The 19954-nt window shown below is 31.0% G+C and carries 16 protein-coding genes; 12 read left to right on the top strand and 4 right to left on the bottom strand.

Annotated elements, in window-relative coordinates; all coding sequences use genetic code 11:
- The first annotated feature begins 1031 nt into the window (after window positions 1-1031).
- Both AK212_RS11255 and AK212_RS11260 read left to right on the top strand, forming a co-directional pair.
- Window positions 1032-1952 (top strand): hypothetical protein, encoded by a 921-nt coding sequence (locus AK212_RS11255; protein WP_053031078.1) that lies wholly within the window; start codon window positions 1032-1034, stop codon window positions 1950-1952.
- 193 nt (window positions 1953-2145) lie between these two features.
- The gene (locus AK212_RS11260) at window positions 2146-3171 is read left to right on the top strand and encodes an Abi family protein (RefSeq protein ID WP_231119763.1); all 1026 of its coding nucleotides are present in this window, start codon (window positions 2146-2148) and stop codon (window positions 3169-3171) included.
- A gap of 687 nt (window positions 3172-3858) precedes the next feature.
- Here the strand turns inward: AK212_RS11260 and AK212_RS13450 are convergent.
- On the bottom strand, window positions 3859-4035 hold the full coding sequence (locus AK212_RS13450; RefSeq protein ID WP_154392029.1) for a hypothetical protein: 177 nt from the start codon (window positions 4033-4035) through the stop codon (window positions 3859-3861).
- Window positions 4036-4778: 743 nt separating this feature from the next.
- Between AK212_RS13450 and AK212_RS11275 the strand changes: the two genes are divergently transcribed.
- The 4 genes from AK212_RS11275 to AK212_RS11290 all read left to right on the top strand — a co-directional run bounded on the left by AK212_RS11275 (window position 4779) and on the right by AK212_RS11290 (window position 7866).
- Window positions 4779-5243, top strand: coding sequence for a hypothetical protein (locus AK212_RS11275; protein ID WP_174841490.1), 465 nt, complete (start codon window positions 4779-4781; stop codon window positions 5241-5243).
- Between the two features lie 236 nt (window positions 5244-5479).
- On the top strand, window positions 5480-6196 hold the full coding sequence (locus tag AK212_RS11280) for a Fic family protein (RefSeq protein WP_080365552.1): 717 nt from the start codon (window positions 5480-5482) through the stop codon (window positions 6194-6196).
- A gap of 450 nt (window positions 6197-6646) precedes the next feature.
- On the top strand, window positions 6647-7066 hold the full coding sequence (locus tag AK212_RS11285) for a GNAT family N-acetyltransferase (RefSeq protein ID WP_053031086.1): 420 nt from the start codon (window positions 6647-6649) through the stop codon (window positions 7064-7066).
- 98 nt (window positions 7067-7164) lie between these two features.
- Complete coding sequence (locus AK212_RS11290; RefSeq protein ID WP_053031088.1) at window positions 7165-7866, top strand: HAD family hydrolase; 702 nt, start codon at window positions 7165-7167, stop codon at window positions 7864-7866.
- Window positions 7867-8036: 170 nt separating this feature from the next.
- On the opposite strand, the gene AK212_RS11295 is transcribed toward AK212_RS11290, so the two are convergent.
- Window positions 8037-8699 carry a deoxynucleoside kinase gene (locus AK212_RS11295; protein WP_053031090.1) on the bottom strand — a complete coding sequence of 221 codons (663 nt, stop codon included), beginning with the start codon at window positions 8697-8699 and terminating at the stop codon, window positions 8037-8039.
- Window positions 8692-9309 (bottom strand): deoxynucleoside kinase, encoded by a 618-nt coding sequence (locus tag AK212_RS11300; RefSeq protein ID WP_053031092.1) that lies wholly within the window; start codon window positions 9307-9309, stop codon window positions 8692-8694. Before AK212_RS11300 ends, AK212_RS11295 begins: the two co-directional genes overlap by 8 nt.
- A gap of 63 nt (window positions 9310-9372) precedes the next feature.
- On the opposite strand from AK212_RS11300, the gene tadA reads away from it, so the two are divergent.
- The 6 genes from tadA to AK212_RS11330 all read left to right on the top strand — a co-directional run bounded on the left by tadA (window position 9373) and on the right by AK212_RS11330 (window position 18958).
- Window positions 9373-9846 (top strand): tRNA adenosine(34) deaminase TadA, encoded by a 474-nt coding sequence (tadA, locus tag AK212_RS11305; protein WP_053031094.1) that lies wholly within the window; start codon window positions 9373-9375, stop codon window positions 9844-9846.
- 133 nt (window positions 9847-9979) lie between these two features.
- Window positions 9980-10849, top strand: coding sequence for a Cof-type HAD-IIB family hydrolase (locus AK212_RS11310; RefSeq protein WP_053031097.1), 870 nt, complete (start codon window positions 9980-9982; stop codon window positions 10847-10849).
- A 22-nt stretch (window positions 10850-10871) separates the two neighbouring features.
- A complete protein-coding gene (locus AK212_RS11315) occupies window positions 10872-11438 on the top strand; it encodes an NADPH-dependent FMN reductase (RefSeq protein ID WP_053031100.1) in 567 nt (188 codons plus the stop codon).
- A gap of 353 nt (window positions 11439-11791) precedes the next feature.
- Window positions 11792-15166: a fibrinogen-binding adhesin SdrG C-terminal domain-containing protein gene (locus AK212_RS13225; protein ID WP_174841936.1), complete on the top strand. Its 3375-nt coding sequence runs from the start codon at window positions 11792-11794 to the stop codon at window positions 15164-15166.
- Window positions 15167-15280: 114 nt separating this feature from the next.
- Window positions 15281-16897, top strand: a complete 1617-nt coding sequence (locus AK212_RS11325) for a hypothetical protein (protein WP_053031102.1) — start codon at window positions 15281-15283, stop codon at window positions 16895-16897.
- Window positions 16898-16906: 9 nt separating this feature from the next.
- Window positions 16907-18958 carry a Mur ligase family protein gene (locus AK212_RS11330; protein ID WP_053031104.1) on the top strand — a complete coding sequence of 684 codons (2052 nt, stop codon included), beginning with the start codon at window positions 16907-16909 and terminating at the stop codon, window positions 18956-18958.
- A gap of 346 nt (window positions 18959-19304) precedes the next feature.
- Here the strand turns inward: AK212_RS11330 and AK212_RS11335 are convergent.
- Window positions 19305-19954: serine hydrolase (locus AK212_RS11335; protein ID WP_195831490.1), on the bottom strand; the 650-nt coding region annotated here is incomplete at its 5' end.

Below are 19954 nucleotides of genomic sequence, written 5' to 3' on the forward strand. Positions count from 1 at the left end.
AAATATGAGGGCGTTAATACAGCCGAAATGTTGGCCGTATTTAATTAATCACTGATATATCACAGCGGTAAATCAGAAAACGACAATATCCGTTCTCTAAATTCTGAAAAGCCAAATGTGGATTGTCTGAATATATAGCTAGAAACCTCAAATGTGAGTTCTCTAATACCCGAACTATCGAAGCGGTATTTTAGATAACCAAAATTTGGGTTATCTAGCTTATAGATGTGCGTAGTTAATTTGGCTACGCAGCTTATGGCCGAAACATATTTATGATGTATGATCTCACGGCGCAGATTTGAGCCGTGAGTTTCACAGTCCAAATATGGACAGTGATATGTACAATTTTGTATACACCTCATAAGGCATTTTAGCGTGTAAGCCAACGCACCACTTTAGTGCATGAGCTGATGTAACGGTTTGTGACGGTAGCTGACTGAACGAAACGTTAGGGCAGAAAAATAAGGAGGTCGTGCAACGCTACCCCCTTATTAAGTGAGTTGTTAATATTACCTCGTAAAACACGAGGGCATAAAAAAAGAGATTGTGAAACGCTGCTTCTTTAATAACGTGAAAACGACTTAGCACATGGCAAGTTTGGTAAGTGGTTAAAAAATCTAAACTTTGATTGGAATACCGCTAATAGATTTATGAAAGTTTCATCAGAATTACCAAATTCTGATACGTACCACAATTTAGGTTCTAACGCTCTATATCTAATTACCACTCTACCCGAACCAGAACGCACCAAAGAACACACAACGTCAAAAGGGGAGAACGAAACGTTACCCCCTTTGCTCATGCAGTCGTGAAACACGACCTCATACATGCAGTAACGAAATGTTCCCCCACATTTATCGTCGCAAGTTACGACGTTAGGTAAGCGGAATATAGTAACCGCTTCAAACTTATTTTTCCAGTTTTGCACGCCTAAAAAGATGTTTCACTGGTTTAGGACTACACTTTTAAAATATGTTTGATATGATATTAGTAAATAATTTTATATATATGCAGAAGGAAACTAGATAATAATGGAAAAAGAATTAAAAAGAATTGTTTATTGTTTAATAGGATTGTTTGTATTTTTTGCTCTATTAGGAATTGGGATATATTTTCTTGATGATGGATCTAATAATGGTTTGAGTGGCAATTTATATGTCGGCATTTGCACTTTTACGACGGGAGCTTTAGCAATAGTAGGTGTCGCTTATACTATTTTTAGTAATCAGAAATTGAAAAACCAAGAATTATTAGACGCAGAAAAATTAAAAAATAAAGAATTATTAAACAGTTTAGATCAAAAATCAGAATGGCGTAAAGAATTAATGAATATTGCTGCTAAACCAGTAATGCAATTAGAAGATGTATATAGAATTTTAGCTTCGCTTAGATTTTTACCCAAAGATGAAGATGAAGTTAAACAATCTAAACAGAAAGATTTTGATGAGATTTCTAATTATATCTATAATGAGTTAATTAAGAAAATTAGTGATTTTTATCTCAATAATAATATAAATATAAACAAGACATTAGAAAAAGAAAGCTCAGAAAAAGAAATTTCATGTTATAGATTTAATGTTTTAAATAGTGAAGAAATACGACAGTATGTGAAATTTTTACTTAAACATCATTGGGAATATAACCAAAGTGAAAAAAATAAGAAAGATTTTATAAAAAAAGAGAGGAAAGAGTTTTTTAAAGTAACAAATCAAGTAGGTGAACTTACTGCAGATGAAAAATTTGAAAACCTTTTTGCTCGTGGATATGAAACTATAAGTGATGAGGTAAGAGAATATAAAACATTTGAAATTTCAGTGAAAAAAATAGATGAAAATACATCAAAATATATCTCAGACTGTAAAAGTAATAATAAAATAATTGTTAAAAATTTAACTTTAGATAAAAAAGGTTGTAAAACAATACTGAAAGGACAGTATAAGAGCAATAAATAATTAGTTTATCAATTAAGCAACGTGACTTAAAGGGGTAAGTATTTTGCTGATACCCTAAAAAAATAGACAAATTACCATATTTAGAATGTGGTAAAAAAATTTTTACTTTTGGTAAAAAATACTTGCTTTTAAATTATTAATATAATAAGATTTATTTAACGGATCAAGCCATACCACCTATTAATTTAGGAGTATGGCTATTTTTTTGCATAGAGGTATTAATATAATGAAGCCATTTAAAACATATGAAGAACAACTTCAAATACTAAAAAATAGAGGTTTAACAGTCACAACTGAAAATATATATGATTTAGAGAATGAAAATTATTATAATATCATTAATGGTTATAAAGATTTATTTTTAAAAAGAAAAGCTAATTCTAATGACTTTTTAATGCCAGAAACTTACATAGAAAATGCTTCTTTTGACGAAATATTTTCATTATATAAATTAGATCGTAGATTGAGAAATACTATTATTGAATACTTATTAGTGTTTGAAACACATTTGAAATCTAGAATTGCTTATCATTTTAGCAATAAGTACAATGATCCACACTCTTATTTGTATTTTAAAAATTACGCTTATGAAGAAAATTCTGAGACAGTGTTAAAAACGGTAGCAACATTAAGCAATATAATGACCAAGACTAATAAACAACCAATTGCTCACTATATAAAAAATCATAATGGAGTACCTTTTTGGGTTTTAATGAATTATTTAACTATCGGAAATGTCTCATATTTATTTCAAATTTTAGATGAAGATATTAAAAAAGAAATTGCAAAAAGTTATTCAGATAAATTTTCAAGAGAGTATGGTTTAGATGTAAATATTCAACATAAAGACATTGAAGGTATAGTTAAGCAAGTTAATTTCTTTAGAAATGTTTGTGCTCATGAAGAGAGACTGTATGATTTTAAAATAAAAAAGCAAATTAACTCTAAAAATCTAATTGCTAATTATAATTCAATATCTAACATTTGTATAAAAAATGATAACTTACAATCTAAATTATTTGATATGTTATTATTTTTAATATTCTTTTTAAATAAAAGAGACTATGAAAATATGATTAAGGAAATAGATAGCCATATAGATTATTATTTAAAAGATATTAATACAATTACTAAAAGCAATATTTACGATAAAATGGGTTGTTTATTAAATAACTTTTCTGAGATATTAAATTTGAAATATCATAAAGAAGATTGTTAAAGAATGTAAAGCATGCGGACAAGTTAGATATACAGTTAAAAACGTCACTTACAAAGTGACGTTTTTATTTTGAATACGTTTTGAATACGTTATTTAAAAATTAATAGTAATCTACAATAATGATGTAGCTACAAAACATTGATATAACAACGTTTATAAACAGTTAGAAATACATAGAAAAAGTATTTATTGTTGGAGAGTCGTTGTTCCAGAATATAAATAAGGTATGTTTATTATGCTAGAAATCTCAAGTAATTGAGGTTTCTAGCTTTTTATTTTATTCAATTGTGATGGCTTGAGTCTATGCTTTTTGAATGATATCTAAAATAAGCGACTAGATAATTGAATACTTTGACCTTATGGACTTAAATATTTGGAACTTAAAGATTTGATTATTTAAATTTTAATGTATTACTTGTTCAATTTTTATCATTATCTTTCTCAATTTTCATATCTATAAAGAAAAAAACGATAATTATAACTAAAAAAAGAGAATAGAAAATGGTCTTACCATATGGAATATGAAAAAATGCGATGAAAATAATTGAGAATATGTTCAATAATACCAAACTAATCGTTAAGGCTATTTGATATTTTTTCATTATCAATCTCTCCTTTAGCATCATTAAGAAAATGTTTTTAAATGGAGATCGTTATAAATTTGGTCGATCTCGAAACAGTAATTAGCTATTTCCCATCTAATCGACGACTGATATAGCCTAATACAGCACCAATTATAACTAATACTAAAATATATATTAAATTTGATAATTGATTATCTAAAGTAAGCATTGGCTGAACATAAAACGTAGCAACAATTAGTATTATTAAAAATATAACACCTGCAATTATTCTGTATTTCATCATAGACACCCCAACATTTTTAAGTCATTTTAGAAATTCCCCACATTTTAATTATGCAGTTTTTTAATAAATTTTAAAAAGTCAAAGTATATAGCTATTTATCATCATCATGTTTTTTCTGTTTAGGTGCGTAGTGATCGATTATAAATTGAAAAATGAAAACGTATGTCCAAAAAAGTATAATTCCCCAAATATTTGTAAGAATATGAATATGTGTTATCCACATAAAAATACAAAGTAATATGATTGATCCAAAATATATAATATTTAGAATTAATCTCAATTTAGATTTTGACATATATTATGCAACCTTTCATGAAAATCTCAACTATTGAATTTTAACCATTCAAAAATGATATGACATATATTAATAAATACTGTATGAAAAAGTTTGATTTATTAAATCATTTAGTTACTTAAATATTTAGCGAAAAAAGGCATTTCTTATCTTTAGGCATATATATTATCTTATGATCACTAATAATTTTAACATTGTTTATAAATATAAAAATAACATAAAATATTAAAAACATGAATTAAAAATTTTTATATAATCAGTTTTATTTATAGTTTCTTTAATTCATCTATGTTTAAAGTACAGACATGTTGGAGGGATTAATATTATATTTTAAGCATGGTGTTATTCAAATTAAAGATCATACTTTTATATATAACGTATTATGTATAATATTAGTATCATAAAAAGCATACTTAAATATATGATAAGTAAGAAGGTGCATAGTGTGGAATATAAAACACTTAAAAAGCTTTTTCATATGTATGGTTGGGATAATGTAGAAACAGAATATAATATGCGGTTAAATAGTTATTCAAGTTATGTTACCGACTTTGTTATTCATCCAATTCAGGACGAGAAACAACAAAGAGGCATAGAGTATCCTCTATTCTTTGTTCTAAATCGATCATTAGGTATTAATCTTGAAAAGGTCTTGAAAAACTCAGATAGAATTAAGCAACTTTCCTCAACATTGCCTAAACTCGCGAATGAAGCATATATTAAATATTTATTAATCACTGAACTCCAAAGTACAAATGAAATTGAAAATATAAAAAGTACAAAAAAAGAGATTGCTGCGTCACTGAACAAAACAAAAGGTGAGAATAAGCGTTTTGATGGATTAGTAAATCAATATATTATGATTGAAAATGATGACGTTGAAATCAATACGAGTCCGGGACATAAATAATATAATGAAGCTATTTTGCAAATTCGCAGTAGCTGACTGAACTGAGAAAATGCTTAAATCAAGCTTTTTTCAGTTCTAGTCATCCTTGCGGGGGTGGGCGGGGCCCCAACACAAAAAATCACGAAAGTGATTTTACAAGCTAAGCAAGTTGGGGTTACGACGAATTTAAAAGAATTCTGTCCCACTCCCCAATTGTTGCTTCTGAAATTCTAGAAAAAGATTTACCAGATGGAAATTTGTTTAGAAAAAATTCTATCGGTGTCTACGACAATGCTAAAAGTAAATGGGTTCATAGAAATGAATTTAATGAACCAGAAATTTATGAATATCTAACCATTTTATTAAGTTTTATTAAACATTATGAAGCACCCAGTATTTATAAAATATTAGCTAGTCATTATATGTTTGAGTACATACACCCTTTTTACGATGGAAATGGAAGAGTAGGAAGATATATTTTAGCTAAATTGCTTAATGATAACTTGGATTCATTTACAGCACTCACTTTTTCATACGTCGTAAATCACAATAAAAATAAATATTATAAGGCATTTCAAGAAGCATCTGATTACTTTAATAAAGGTGAAATAACAAATTTCATTGATGATATGATGCAATTACTTATTGAAGGACAAAATAATATAATAGAAACGTTTGAAAATAATACAGAAATCATTAAAAGACTTGCACAGGCACTTGATCAACAAGGATTGAATAAATATGATTCAGATGTTCTCTTTATATTACTTCAAGATAAAATTTTTGGAAGTAAATATTCTAGAATTACTATTAAAGGAGTCAAATATATCGCAGGATATTCAAGAAATAAAGTTAATGAAGTCATAAACAAATATGAAAACAAATTAATTAAGTTAAAAAGTAATCCTGTTGTTTACGAGGTGAAAGACAGTTACGTACAAGAATTATTGACAATGCATCACACTACAAACTAAATATATAAGCAGACAAATACGCATCATTAATAGGCAATTACGCAATAAACGCCAAATGTATCCTCAGGTGTTTACAATAAAAGTGTAATTTAAATATTAATGAAGGAGTGGAATCCAATGACAGACGTATTCGGTTTCATTAAAAAAGCGATTGACTTTATTAGTAGTATTTTAGTACATGGCGAACCTAAATAATTATTTTTACAATAATCATCACCCCGAGAGTTAGATTGAAATCTAATTTTCGGGGTGAACTTTATATAACCATATTAATTAAAAACATGATAATTTTTATTCTTTTTGAAAATACGTAATTGATTCAACTTCATTGCAAATTGTTGATATAACATGATACATCCAAAGACCCAAGATAGACTAAATGTAAAGCCCCCATTACATCTGTTAAAATAGTGTATAGTATATAGAAAAAGACTATTTAGGGGGGATTGCATGGCGTTTAAGCTAATTACTTATTTCGATGAAAGCTATATTGATTCAATTTATGAAGTATATCAATCAGTTGGTTGGTTAAAACATAACAAAGAGGCGATATGTGAGATTTTCCGTAATAGTACACATGTCGTCTTAACTATTTATAATAATAAAGTCATTGGCGTAGCTAGGGCATTATCAGATGGTGTATTCAACGCAGCCATTTATGATGTTGTAGTTAACAAAGATTTTCAAAATAACCAAATTGGTATGCGTATGCTCGAATGCCTTCTAGATGAAATAGGCTTAGTTTCATGCATACATTTAATATCAACTATTGGTAATTTAGATTTTTATCAAAAAGCGGGATTTAAAAAATTGAAAACTGGTATGGTTATATACCAAGATAAACGTCTAACAGATACATATACTGAATAATTGGAAAATGGAATTGTAAATCGTTCTATTAAGTCTAAAATGAAAATCTGTATTACAATAGAAGAATTAAAGTTACGAATTATAGGAGTGTTATGTAAATGGAATGGATATTATTTGATAAAGACGGGACGTTAATTGAGTTTGACAAGAGTTGGGAGAAAATCGGCATAAGACTAGTAGATAGTCTTTTAGATGAATACCCAGTCGCCGATAAAGAAGTTGCGCATCGACAATTGGGTATTCTCGATGATGCAATTGTTCCTGATTCTGTGATGGGTTCAGGCTCACTAGATGAAATGATTAAAGCTTTCAATAACGTTGTTGGTAAAGATGTCTCAACTTGGACACGTAATACAAGTCAATCCCTTGTCGATACGCGTGTGCCAGAGAATAACTGGATTGATGGTGTATACGATATGATTCAATCATTGAGAAAAGACGGCTATAAAATTGGTATTGTTACAAGTGATTCTAGAAAAGGCGTCTTGCAGTTTTTAGAAGATACAAATTCAAAAGATGCATTTGACTTAGTGATTTCAACAGAAACACATGCTGCTGAAAAGCCCAATCCGGCAGTACTTAATCCATTGTTTGATCACTATGACGTGAAACCTAAAGATGTAGTGATTGTTGGTGATACGAATAATGATATGAAGACAAAGGTAAATGCTGAATTAGGTTTAGCAATTGGTGTACTGAGTGGTATTGCTAAAAAAGAAGAGTTAGTCGACGCTGATGTGATTATAGATACAGCGGTAAGTGTGCCCGAAGTCTTAAAACAATATAGTGAAAATAAATAAGGTTATAAAAAGGGAGCGGGACAGAATTCTTTTGAATTCGTCGTCCCACCCCCGCAAGGATGACTAGAACTGAGAAAAGCTTGATTTAAGCGCCTTCTCAGTTCAGTCAGCTACTGCGAATTTGCTAAATAGCATTATTATATTATTTATGTCCCAGACTGTTTTAGATATTATCGATTGTCTACGTTACGGTACGTATTAATGACATGTGCAATTTTATCAATAATTGGATCTAATGAGTCAGGATTTTCGTGAATATCATATTCATTGATATTTACACGTACTACTGGACAAGCATTAAAGTTATTAATCCAATCTTCATAGCGTTTAAATAATTTTTGCCAATATTCTGGATCTGTATTAATTTCCATATCACGACCACGTGCTTTGATACGTTCAATGACTTCATCATAATCACATTCAAGATAAATTAATACATCAGGTTTAGGGAAGTAGGGTGTCATTACCATAGCATTGAACAACTCAGAATAGGTTTTGAAATCATCTTCATTCATAGTACCTTGTTCTTCATGCATTTTCGCGAAAATATCTACATCTTCATAAATAGAACGATCTTGTATAAATCCACCACCATATTCAAACATACGCTTTTGTTCTTTAAAGCGCTCCGCTAAAAAGTAGATTTGTAAGTGAAAGCTCCAACGTTCAAAGTCATCATAAAATTTATCGAGATAAGGATTATGATCAACATTTTCAAAAGAGGTTTTAAAATTCAGTTTGTCGGCTAACGCTTGTGTCAATGTTGATTTACCAACACCAACTGTACCAGCAATAGTGATAATTGCATTTTGAGGTACTTTGTAATTATTCATTTTCAATTGCTCCTATCATAGGTCTTATTTTTTCTAAAATGGATTGATAATCTGAATCATTATTGACAAAATCAATATCACTTGTATTAATTAAGACAACATTCGCACCTTCACACTTCATCGCATTATAAAATGTTAAATAATCTTCTTTTAAATTCAATAAATAGTTATCTTCGATATGATGCTCGAAACTACGGTTACGTTTAGCGATTCTCTGTTTCAAAACATTCAAATCTGCATCTAAAAAAATAACCATGTTAGGCATTTCAAGATCTTCTGTTAAAATATCGAAAATGCGGTCAAATTTATCAAATTCATGATGACTTAAAGTGTTACGGGCAAATATTTTATTTTTATAAATATGATAATCGCTAACAACGCCTTGTGTCATTTTTGCGATATCTTTCGCTTGTTTGTATCGATTACAAAGGAAGAACATTTCAGTTTGAAAACTCCATTTAGAGATATCATCGTAAAAATCAGACAAAAATGGATTTTCATCAATTATTTCTTTTTCTTCATAGTAATTTAATGACTGACTAAGCTTATGAGCTAGGGAGGATTTACCTACACCAATAGGGCCCTCAATTGCGATAAATGGTTTGTTCATAATCACATCTCCAAATGTTAAAATAGACAATGAGTATTGTATCATAAGTGAGGTATAACACACATGGCAAATGATGAATATTACATGAAATTAGCGATTGAAGAAGCTAAAAAAGCGCAAAATATTGGAGAAGTACCAATAGGTGCAATTATTGTTAAAGATGATGAAGTTATAGCACGATCACATAATTTAAGAGAAACTGCACAGCTTCCGACTGCACATGCAGAACATATAGCGATTGAACGAGCGTCTAATACCATTGGAAGTTGGCGTTTAGAAGGTTGCACCTTATATGTAACGTTGGAACCCTGTGTCATGTGTGCAGGTGCTATCGTGATGAGCAGAATTCCTAAAGTGGTTTACGGTGCTTCTGACCCTAAAGGTGGATGTGGTGGTAGCTTGATGAATTTACTAGTAGAGTCACGCTTTAATCATAGAGCTGAAGTGGTTAGTGGTGTATGTGAACAAGAATGTGGAGATCTATTACGTAACTTCTTTCGAGAATTACGATTAAAGAAGTCTAAAACGAACAAGTAAGCGTACAAATTGTTTTATATTTGTTAAAATAATACACGTGAATGTGGTGTCAAAATTGAGGTTTAAAAACTTTCAGATGATACTTTTTCAAAATAAATAGCGTTTAATTAAGATAATGAAACGAGGTAACTGTATGATTAAATTAATAGCAACAGATATGGATGGCACATTGTTAAATGCTGCACATGAAATTTCACAAGAAAATGTTGATGCGATTAAATTTGCACAATCACAAGGAATAACAGTTGCCATTGCGACAGGTCGTGCATTCTATGAAGCGAACACACCTGTAGCTGAAACAGATTTAAGTGTGCCATACATTTGTTTAAATGGTGCAGAAGTACGTGATGAATCGTTTAATATTATGAGTACCTCTAACTTAAATCATGAATTAGTGGAACGCATAAAATCCATCTTGAACCATGAAGATGTATACTATCAAATTTACACTAATAGAGGGATTTACACAGAAGATCCTACTAAAGATTTAGATATATATTTAGATATTGCTAAACAAGCAGGACAAGAAGCGGATGTTGAAAAGATTAAAAACGGCATTCAAAAACGTATAGATAATGGGACGTTGAAAGTTGTAAATAGTTATGAGGAAATTGAAAATATTCCAGGCGAACTAATTATGAAAGTCCTTGCCTTTAATCCAGATTTAGAGAAAATAAATAAAATAGGGGCAGAACTCTCAGCAATTTCAAGTTTAGCTATCTCATCTTCATCACGTGGTAACCTTGAAATTACCCATTCTGATGCTCAAAAAGGAATAGCGTTAGCGTCTATTGCAGATCAATTAAATATTGATTTAAAAGACGTTATGGCATTAGGTGACAATTTAAATGATGTGTCAATGTTAGAACGTGTAGGTTATCCGGTGGCAGTAGAAAATGCAATGCCTGAAGTAAAAGCCGTTGCAAAATATGTCACAGATACAAACGAAAATAGTGGTGTAGGTAAAGCCATTATGAAACTATTACAAGAAGAAAATAATTAATATTAAGAGGTGTTTAGAAGAAATGAAAGGACTTATTATTGTTGGTAGTGCAAAAGTAGGCTCACATACGAATGCGCTTGCTAAATATTTAGTGGGTCAATTTGATACACATGATTTAGATGTTGATATATTTGATTTAGCAGAAAGACCTTTAAATCAGTTAGACTTTTCAGGAACAACCCATTCAACAGAAGAAATTAAAGCAAACGCAAAAGACTTTCAAACTAAAGTTATGGAAGCAGACTTCTTAGTACTTGGCACACCTAATTATCATGGTTCTTACTCTGGCATTCTTAAAAATGCATTAGATCATATCAATATGGATTACGTTAAAATGAAACCAGTAGGGCTAATTGGCAATAGCGGTGGTATTGTTAGTTCAGAACCACTATCACATTTACGTGTCATTGTTCGCAGTTTACTAGGTATCGCGGTACCGACACAAATTGCTACACACGATTCAGATTACAGTAAACTTGAAGATGGTACATTGTATCTTGATGATGACCAATTTCAGTTGCGCGCAAAATTATTTGTAGACCAAATTGTATCATTTGTGAATAATAGTCCTTATGAACATTTAAAATAAAATTTAATTATCTATAAGTACACATATATAATAGTAGAAACTAGTTTTTAAGAACGATTTTTATCGTTCTTTTTTTATTGCTTTAAAAAGAATATTTCAGACGATTATATAGATTGCAATGCAAAAGATGTTTTTTTGAACTTAATTATATGTATTTATATTCGTTTTTTAATTGAATTTGATATTAATTTATAATTATATGGTTTTTAAAAGCATATCCGTGGTATAGTGTGATTATATTTAATTGCTTTCAATTGTTTGGAGCCTAATCTTTTAATTAGTTTTTTAAATTTAAGTAATTAAATAAACGGTTAAATTAGGTCGATTTATAATTCTTTTAGGGAGTGGTCTGTTTGAAAAATAAACAAAAAAAGAGATTGGATTTTCTACCGAATAAACAAAATAAATATTCAATTAGAAAATTCACAGTAGGGACAGCATCTATATTAGTAGGGACAGCTTTAATCTTTGGAAGTGCTCATGATGAAGCAAAAGCAGCTGAAAAAGATCAAGCTTCCACAACTATAGATACGAATGAAGCGCAAGATGTAAAAGTAAAAGGTCATGTACAAACATCCGAGAGTGCTACATTATCACAAGTGAAACCAGAACAAATTGACACTACAAAACAAAATGTAGCAACTGATGCAGATAATAATTCTAATTCCGTATTAAACAATAAAAATTCAAATGAAACTAGTAAACAAGAAAGTGAACATCAATTACCAAAGCAAGAAGTGAGTTCTCAAGACAACTTAAATGAAAGTGCAAGTGTAGAAGCTACTAAAAATTTAACTTCTACAGAAGAGAATAGCAGTACGCAAACTTCAGATAGTGATATAACTAATGAAGCTAAGTCAGAACAACCTACTGTAGAAACATCTACTACAAACCAAGAATCAAAAAAGGCAACAGGTTTAACTCATAAAGATAATCAATCAAGCATAGAAAGTGACGCTACTCAAATCAATGATGATTCAAACTTGGAAGATAGCCAAGAAGAGAAAGACAACCAAACTTCAAATATTAACTTAAACGAACCAACATCTGTAGAAGATAATAATGATACTAAGACAGTTAGTGCATCAGGTTTAGATTCATCATTTGAAAATACTGAGACACAATTAAATAATAGTAATGATAATACAGAAAAAGAGAAAGCATTAACAAATTTTGTAGCTGAGAATACTGGTAGTTCAATTGAAGAGGCTAGTGAAAATGTTAAAAACCTTAATATTGACTATAATCAAGTTGATAATAAAGCATTACTAAGTGCGCTCATTAAGGCTGACTCTAATAAAAAAGATGCCGAGGCTACATATGCGACAACGAGTGATGTAAATACAACGCGTTCTGTACAACCAAAAAGTAGATTAGCTGTGAATAAATTAGCTGCTGCTAGACAAGGTCAAAATGTAAATGATTTAATTAAGGTCTCAAATCAATATATAGAAGAAGGTCACAACAATGACGGTGTAATTCACGCACATGATGGTGAACCAATAACATATCATTCAGATATTGCTGTTGATGATGCTGTAAATAGTGGAGATACAATGACAATTGATTATGATCCACATACAATCCCGTCAGACTTAACTGATGAATATTTTGTGCCAGATATTGCAGATAGCAATGGTGACATTATCGCAACAGGCACATATGATAATGCAACTAAACGCGCAACATATACATTTACAGATTTTGTTGATACACACTCAAATGTTAAAGGGACGCTATCGTTATCATCGTTTATTGATAAATCAAAAGTGCCAACAAGAGATACTAACATCGATATGACTTTTAAGACTGCTAATACTGCTTATAATCAAAATTTCACAGTTGATTATCAGTATCCTAGAGTCAAAGGGGATTCAAATATCCAAAGTATATTCACTCATCTTGATTTAGATAATCAAACCGTTGAACAAACGGTATATGTCAATCCATTAAGATACACAGCTAAAAATACAGATGTCACAATCAATGGTAATGGACCAAATGGTAGTACAATTATAGATAACAATACTGAGATTAAAATTTATAAAGTGGCATCAAATCAATATCTTCCAGATAGCAATAGAATTTATAATTATTCTCAATATGAAGATGTTACTAAAGAATATCCAGTGACTATAAATAATAATAATACGGCTACAATTAATTTTGGAGATATTAATACGCCATATATCATCAAAGTAGTTAGTAAGTATCAACCAGACGCTGAAGGTAATGTAAATGTCGAACAATGGGCGTCTATGGTTACATCTAATAAATATTATGGTACAGATGATACAGCAGAGTATGGTAATAATATAACATTTGCTACAAGTAATGGTAATGGTAATGGTGACGATACAGATAGTGATGCGGATGCGGATAGCGATGCAGATGCGGATAGCGATGCCGATGCGGATAGCGATGCGGATGCCGATGCAGATGCAGATGCGGATTCTGATAGCGATGCCGACGCAGATAGTGATGCGGATGCAGATAGTGATGCTGACGCGGATAGTGATGCGGATGCAGATAGTGATGCTGACGCGGATAGTGATGCTGACGCGGATAGTGATGCGGATAGTGATGCGGATGCCGACGCCGATGCGGATTCTGATGCGGATGCGGATAGCGATGCCGATGCGGATAGCGATGCCGATGCGGATAGCGATGCGGATGCCGACGCGGATGCCGATGCAGATGCGGATTCTGATGCGGATGCCGACGCAGATAGTGACGCGGATGCAGATGCGGATGCGGATGCAGATAGTGATGCGGATTCTGATAGCGATGCCGACGCGGATGCGGACGCTGACGCGGATAGTGATGCGGATGCAGATAGTGATGCGGATGCAGATAGTGATGCTGACGCGGATAGTGATGCGGATGCAGATAGTGATGCTGACGCGGATAGTGATGCTGACGCGGATAGTGATGCGGATTCTGATGCGGATGCCGACGCTGATGCTGATGCTGATGCGGATGCAGATAGTGATGCGGATGCCGACGCAGATGCAGACAGTGACGCCGACGCCGATAGCGATGCCGACGCGGATAGTGATGCCGACGCAGATGCGGATTCTGATGCGGATTCTGATGCGGATGCCGACGCCGATAGTGACGCAGATGCCGATGCCGACAGTGACGCCGACGCGGATGCGGATGCCGATGCGGATGCCGACGCTGACGCCGATGCTGATGCGGACGCAGATAGCGACGCCGATTCTGATGCGGATGCCGACGCGGATGCGGATGCAGATGCAGATAGCGATGCCGACGCAGATAGTGACGCCGACGCCGATAGCGATGCCGACGCAGACAGTGATGCCGATGCAGATAGCGATGCCGACGCAGATAGTGATGCCGACGCAGATAGTGATGCCGACGCAGATAGTGATGCCGATGCAGATAGTGACGCAGATGCCGACGCGGATGCGGATGCCGACGCAGATAGTGACGCCGATGCAGATGCTGACGCGGATGCCGACGCAGATGCCGATGCAGATAGTGATGCCGATGCAGATAGTGATGCGGATGCTGATGCCGACAGTGATGCCGATGCCGATAAAGATCATAATGACAAAGCAGATAAATCAAATGATAACGAATTACCTGATACTGGTAATAACACTCAAAATAATGGCACATTATTTGGTTCATTATTTGCTGCACTTGGAGGACTATTCTTAGCGGGCAGCCGTCGTAAAAACAAAAATAATGAAGAAAAATAATAGGTAGTCTTTATATTTGCGCAATGAAAATTAAAACCAGGCCTTCTATGGCCTGGTTTTCTTTTAAATACTATGATATAGATTGATATAAATAGAATTAATAAGGAGAAAACTATGGATTTTGACTATAAATTAGATAAATTATTAACCGAAGTAAATAATAAAAGCGAAATTAATAATTATGTTTTTATAAGTTTGGGTAAACCTAACATCAAAGCCCAAGTTAAATTAATCAAAAAAACTAATTATCTTAAGCAAGATATTTCGAAATTAGCACTTAAATTTAAACAGAAGACAGGTCAGTTTCCAGAGTGGATTAAATTAGATATTGTTACGTCAACAGAAAAAGTTCTATTTAAAGAATTAAAAAAAGAATTGATTAATACAAGACGTAATTATGTGGATTTTGGTATAGCATTTGATAGTCAATGGAATCTAGCAGTGTTACCTGAAGAAATTAATGCGAATGCTTTTGTTCGACCAGATAATTCTACTAAAGAATTATTTCTTTCTGAAAAAAATATTAATAATTATTTACGTAAATATACGACTAATAAAAAGGCATTTTCTAGTGAATTTTATAATGAAAAAGAAGTTGTTAAATTTTATACACATGGTTTCTTCATAGGTAATGAGAAAGTATATGAACTATACAGCAAGGGTTATAGAAAAGGTTTAAGAAAAGTAGACCATTTGGAGAATGAAATTGATCAATTAATTGAAAGTAGCACTAATTTTTTACAGAATATGTTGTTAGATAATGGTAAGTATATTTATGGATATTTCCCACATTTTGATAATGAAATTGGATTTTATAATATTTTAAGACATTCATCTTCTACATATGCTTTGATAGAAGGATTAGCCTATTTAGGTAAAAGTTTACAACCCGTTGAAAAGGCAATTGATTATGTTATTTCAAATCAATTACTTGAAGTTGAAGATAAAGCATATATCTATGATGATACGGAAGACGCTAATGAAATTAAATTAGGACAAAATGCTTCATTTATATTCGCTATATGTGAATATTTAAAACATGAGAATAATCCTAAATATCTTGAAGCTGCTCAAAAAGTAGCAAAAGGTATTCTTTCAATGATTGATGAAGATACGTATGAAACGACGCACTTATTGAATTATCCTGATTTAAGCGTAAAAGAGAAATTCAGAATTATTTATTATGATGGCGAAGCTGCACTTGCATTGTTGAGACTATATCAAAGAGATAATAATAAAGTATGGTTGAAAACTGTAGAAAATTTAATGGATCGTTTCATTGAGAAGAAATATTGGCAATATCATGATCATTGGCTAGGTTATTGTACAAATGAATTAATTCAAATTAACCCTCAAGAAAAATATTTTGAATTTGGTATAAAAAATGTGAATACGTACCTAGATTATATTAAAAATCGTGAAACTACTTTCCCAACATTCTTGGAAATGTTAATGGCTACTTATAGATTAGTTCAAAAAGCCAAAGAAACTGGTTATGGGGAATTAGTAAATCATTTGATAGATGAGGAATATTTAAAAGAAGTTATTGATATTAGAGCAGATTATCAAAGAGTAGGCTTCTTTTACCCTGAAACTGCAATGTACTTTAAAAATCCATCTAGAATTTTAGGAAGTTTCTTTATTAAACACCATGGTTATCGTGTCCGTATTGATGATATTGAGCATTATCTATCAGGATATGTACAGTACCAAAAGGCGTTCAAAGGGTAGGTAGTGATTATGCTAACAATTGAAAAAATTTATCATATTATAGGTGGAGAGTTAAAGGATGCTCATAATAGTAAATCAAATGAAATAAATGATTTTGAAACAAAATATAAATTTGTAAAAAACAAAAAGACTGCGTATTTTTCTCCAAATAAAGAAACATGGGCAAAAAAATTGGGGAGAAATAAAAATGCTTTAGATGGTAATGATTTAGTTGATAGACAAAATGAAGAAATTGGGTTAATTATAACTGAAAGATATATTTCCGATTTAAAATTTTCTGTTCCTCAAATAATAGTAGAAGATTCTGTTCAAGCATTTAAAAAACTGGCTATTTATATTAGAAATCAATATAAAAATCCGGTTATTGCAATAACTGGCTCAATGGGTAAAAGTTCAACTAGAATGTTAACTACTAGCTTATTAGGTGATTTTGATGTACTTGAAAATAGAGGGAATAATAATGTTAGAGCAGCAATTTATAATAATATGTTGAAATTAATCAAAAACCCAGACTTTGCTGTGATTGAAACATCTCTGAATGCTATCAATTATCTTGAAAATACAGCTGTTTACTTAAAACCTGATATAGCAATTATTACTGGTATAGGTGAAGCACATTTTTCAACTTTTAAGTCTGTTAAAGATATTGCCAAAATTAAGACAAGGATTTTTGAAGGACTTGCGGATAATGGAGTAGCAATTATTAATAATGATACATTATATGCAGATTATTTAATAGACAAAGCGCGAGAAAATACAAATAATGTCTTAACTTATAGTATTAAAAAGGATAGTAATGCAGACTTAACTGTTGATAATATCAAGTATAATAAAGGAAATATTGAATTATTAGTAAATGACCATAAAAATGAAGAAGACATTTATCAGCTTAATACGATTAGTGAAGGGATGGTTTCTAACACACTAGCAAGTATGCTAATTCTGAAAAGTTTAAATTTACCAATAAAGAAAGACTTACTTAAGAATTTCAAACCTTTTTCAAAAATATTAGCACTGAAAGAAATACAAACAAAATCTCATAAACTAACTTTACTGGATGATACACATAATGCTTCTTTGCCTGCAATGATTAATGCGATTAGAGCGTTTAATAGTCAAACAAAGTTTTATACAGGTCATAAAATAATTGCACTTGGAAAAATCAGTGATTTAGGTCATAAGTCTAGTGAAACACATTTACAATTAGTTGAGGAATTAGAAAGTTGCAATGCAGATTACATTTTATGTAAGGATACGGAATTAAGACAAGTCGTAAACAGAGTTCGAAATAAGAATATAACTTGGTATCCTAACAAGGAATTATTAATAAATGATTTAAACTACTTATGTAATGAAGATTCTCTAACTTTATTAAAATCTTCTGTAACTGGTACAGATTTTCCAGAAATAGCTAAGTCGTTGCCTAACATTTTGAAGGAGAGTGACGTAGAATTTGATTTTGATGATCTATTTGAGAAACTTAGTAAAGTAGGGGAAAGCTATATTAGAGTAAATAATGAAACTGGACAAATTATTGAAGAATTTAACAGTGATAAGTCTCAAACAATTGAGGGAATGGGTCCACTAATTTATTATTTAAAAGCTGTAGATGAAAAATTAGAAAATAGAATGATAAATATGAAAAGTTGGCCAACCAACAGTAGTAAAACTGGCTATGTTGAAGGTCGAGAAATTTATACTTATACATTACTAAAAAATATGACTAACGCACCACATCCTTCTGAAATCTATGAGTTAGCTAATGAGTTATTTGAAAATCACTCAAATCGAAAAAAGTATATTAATCATTTGATAAAAAACCTAAGATTATCTAGTTCGATAGCTACAAACTTAACGGGTCGTTTTAGAAGTAGAGATCGACAAAGTTATACTGTAAAAGATTTATACCAAATATATAAGCATTATAAATATGATTTGTTTAGGTTTAATAATTCTTTTATTTTAGGACTTAAATATAAAAGTGGATTTATACGTGGAGAAAAAGAAACTATTATTTTCACTTCATATCAAGACCCCAAGTCTAACTTTAATAAATTTTAAAATCTTTTTCATAATATTTCGTTGTATCTAATCTATATTCAAGTGCATAATTCTAGAGTTTTGTTCTTTTTACAATTTTAATGTGCTAATAGTCATGACTACCTATAAAACAGGTAGTCATGACTATTACACATACGTATGAAATCAAAATTTAAAATCTTTGTGTATAGCCCTTTAAATTAACTAAATCTTATCAATAGGATGGTTGGTTATAAGTTATAATTATATTTCTAATTGTTTGATAATCCTTTTATTGAAATCATCTAGCTCAACTACTACAACTGATTCATCATCATATTTACTAAAAAGTTATTATTTTATATACGATATTTACATTACCTATATATTAGAGATAATTTTCCTCGATGTATCTTGCAAGTGCATTAGCTAAAATATTAGAAGATGATAAAAGCATAAAATGCATTGCATCATTTAACGATATTATGTCTCCTACATATATATTATTCATGTTATCTTCAACAATATCGCTTTCTTGAATTTTGATTTTATCGTTTAAGTCAATCGGATACTCTAACGCAGTTATTAACGTTAACAATTTAGTTATACTAGCAGGATTACTTTTATCTGATTCATTTTTCGAAAAAATACTGTGAGGTTTAAAGTTCTTTAAAAGTTCTATATTTTTTAATGGATATTTAAAAACCGTAAATGAATTTGCATCTATGTTATTTTCTTTATTATCTAAAACAGTATCCATAATAAGTTTTACTTGGTGAAACCTATTTCCTTTTGCTTTTAATACTGTTACTAAATATATCTCATCTTTAGCATATAACAGGACACTTAAATTTTTTATAAAACCTACGGTACCTGTCTTTCCACCTAAAATATCATAATAATTATTTAAACTTTTATTATATACAGTACTTTTAATTTCCGATTTTCTTGTATTATCTCCTAATATTCTTACTATATGTTTCTCTTTTTTCCAAATTTTAACGATAATTGGATTTAAACTTGCTTGTAATAACAGCA

This window comes from Staphylococcus borealis (assembly GCF_001224225.1).
Lineage (GTDB): Bacteria > Bacillota > Bacilli > Staphylococcales > Staphylococcaceae > Staphylococcus > Staphylococcus borealis.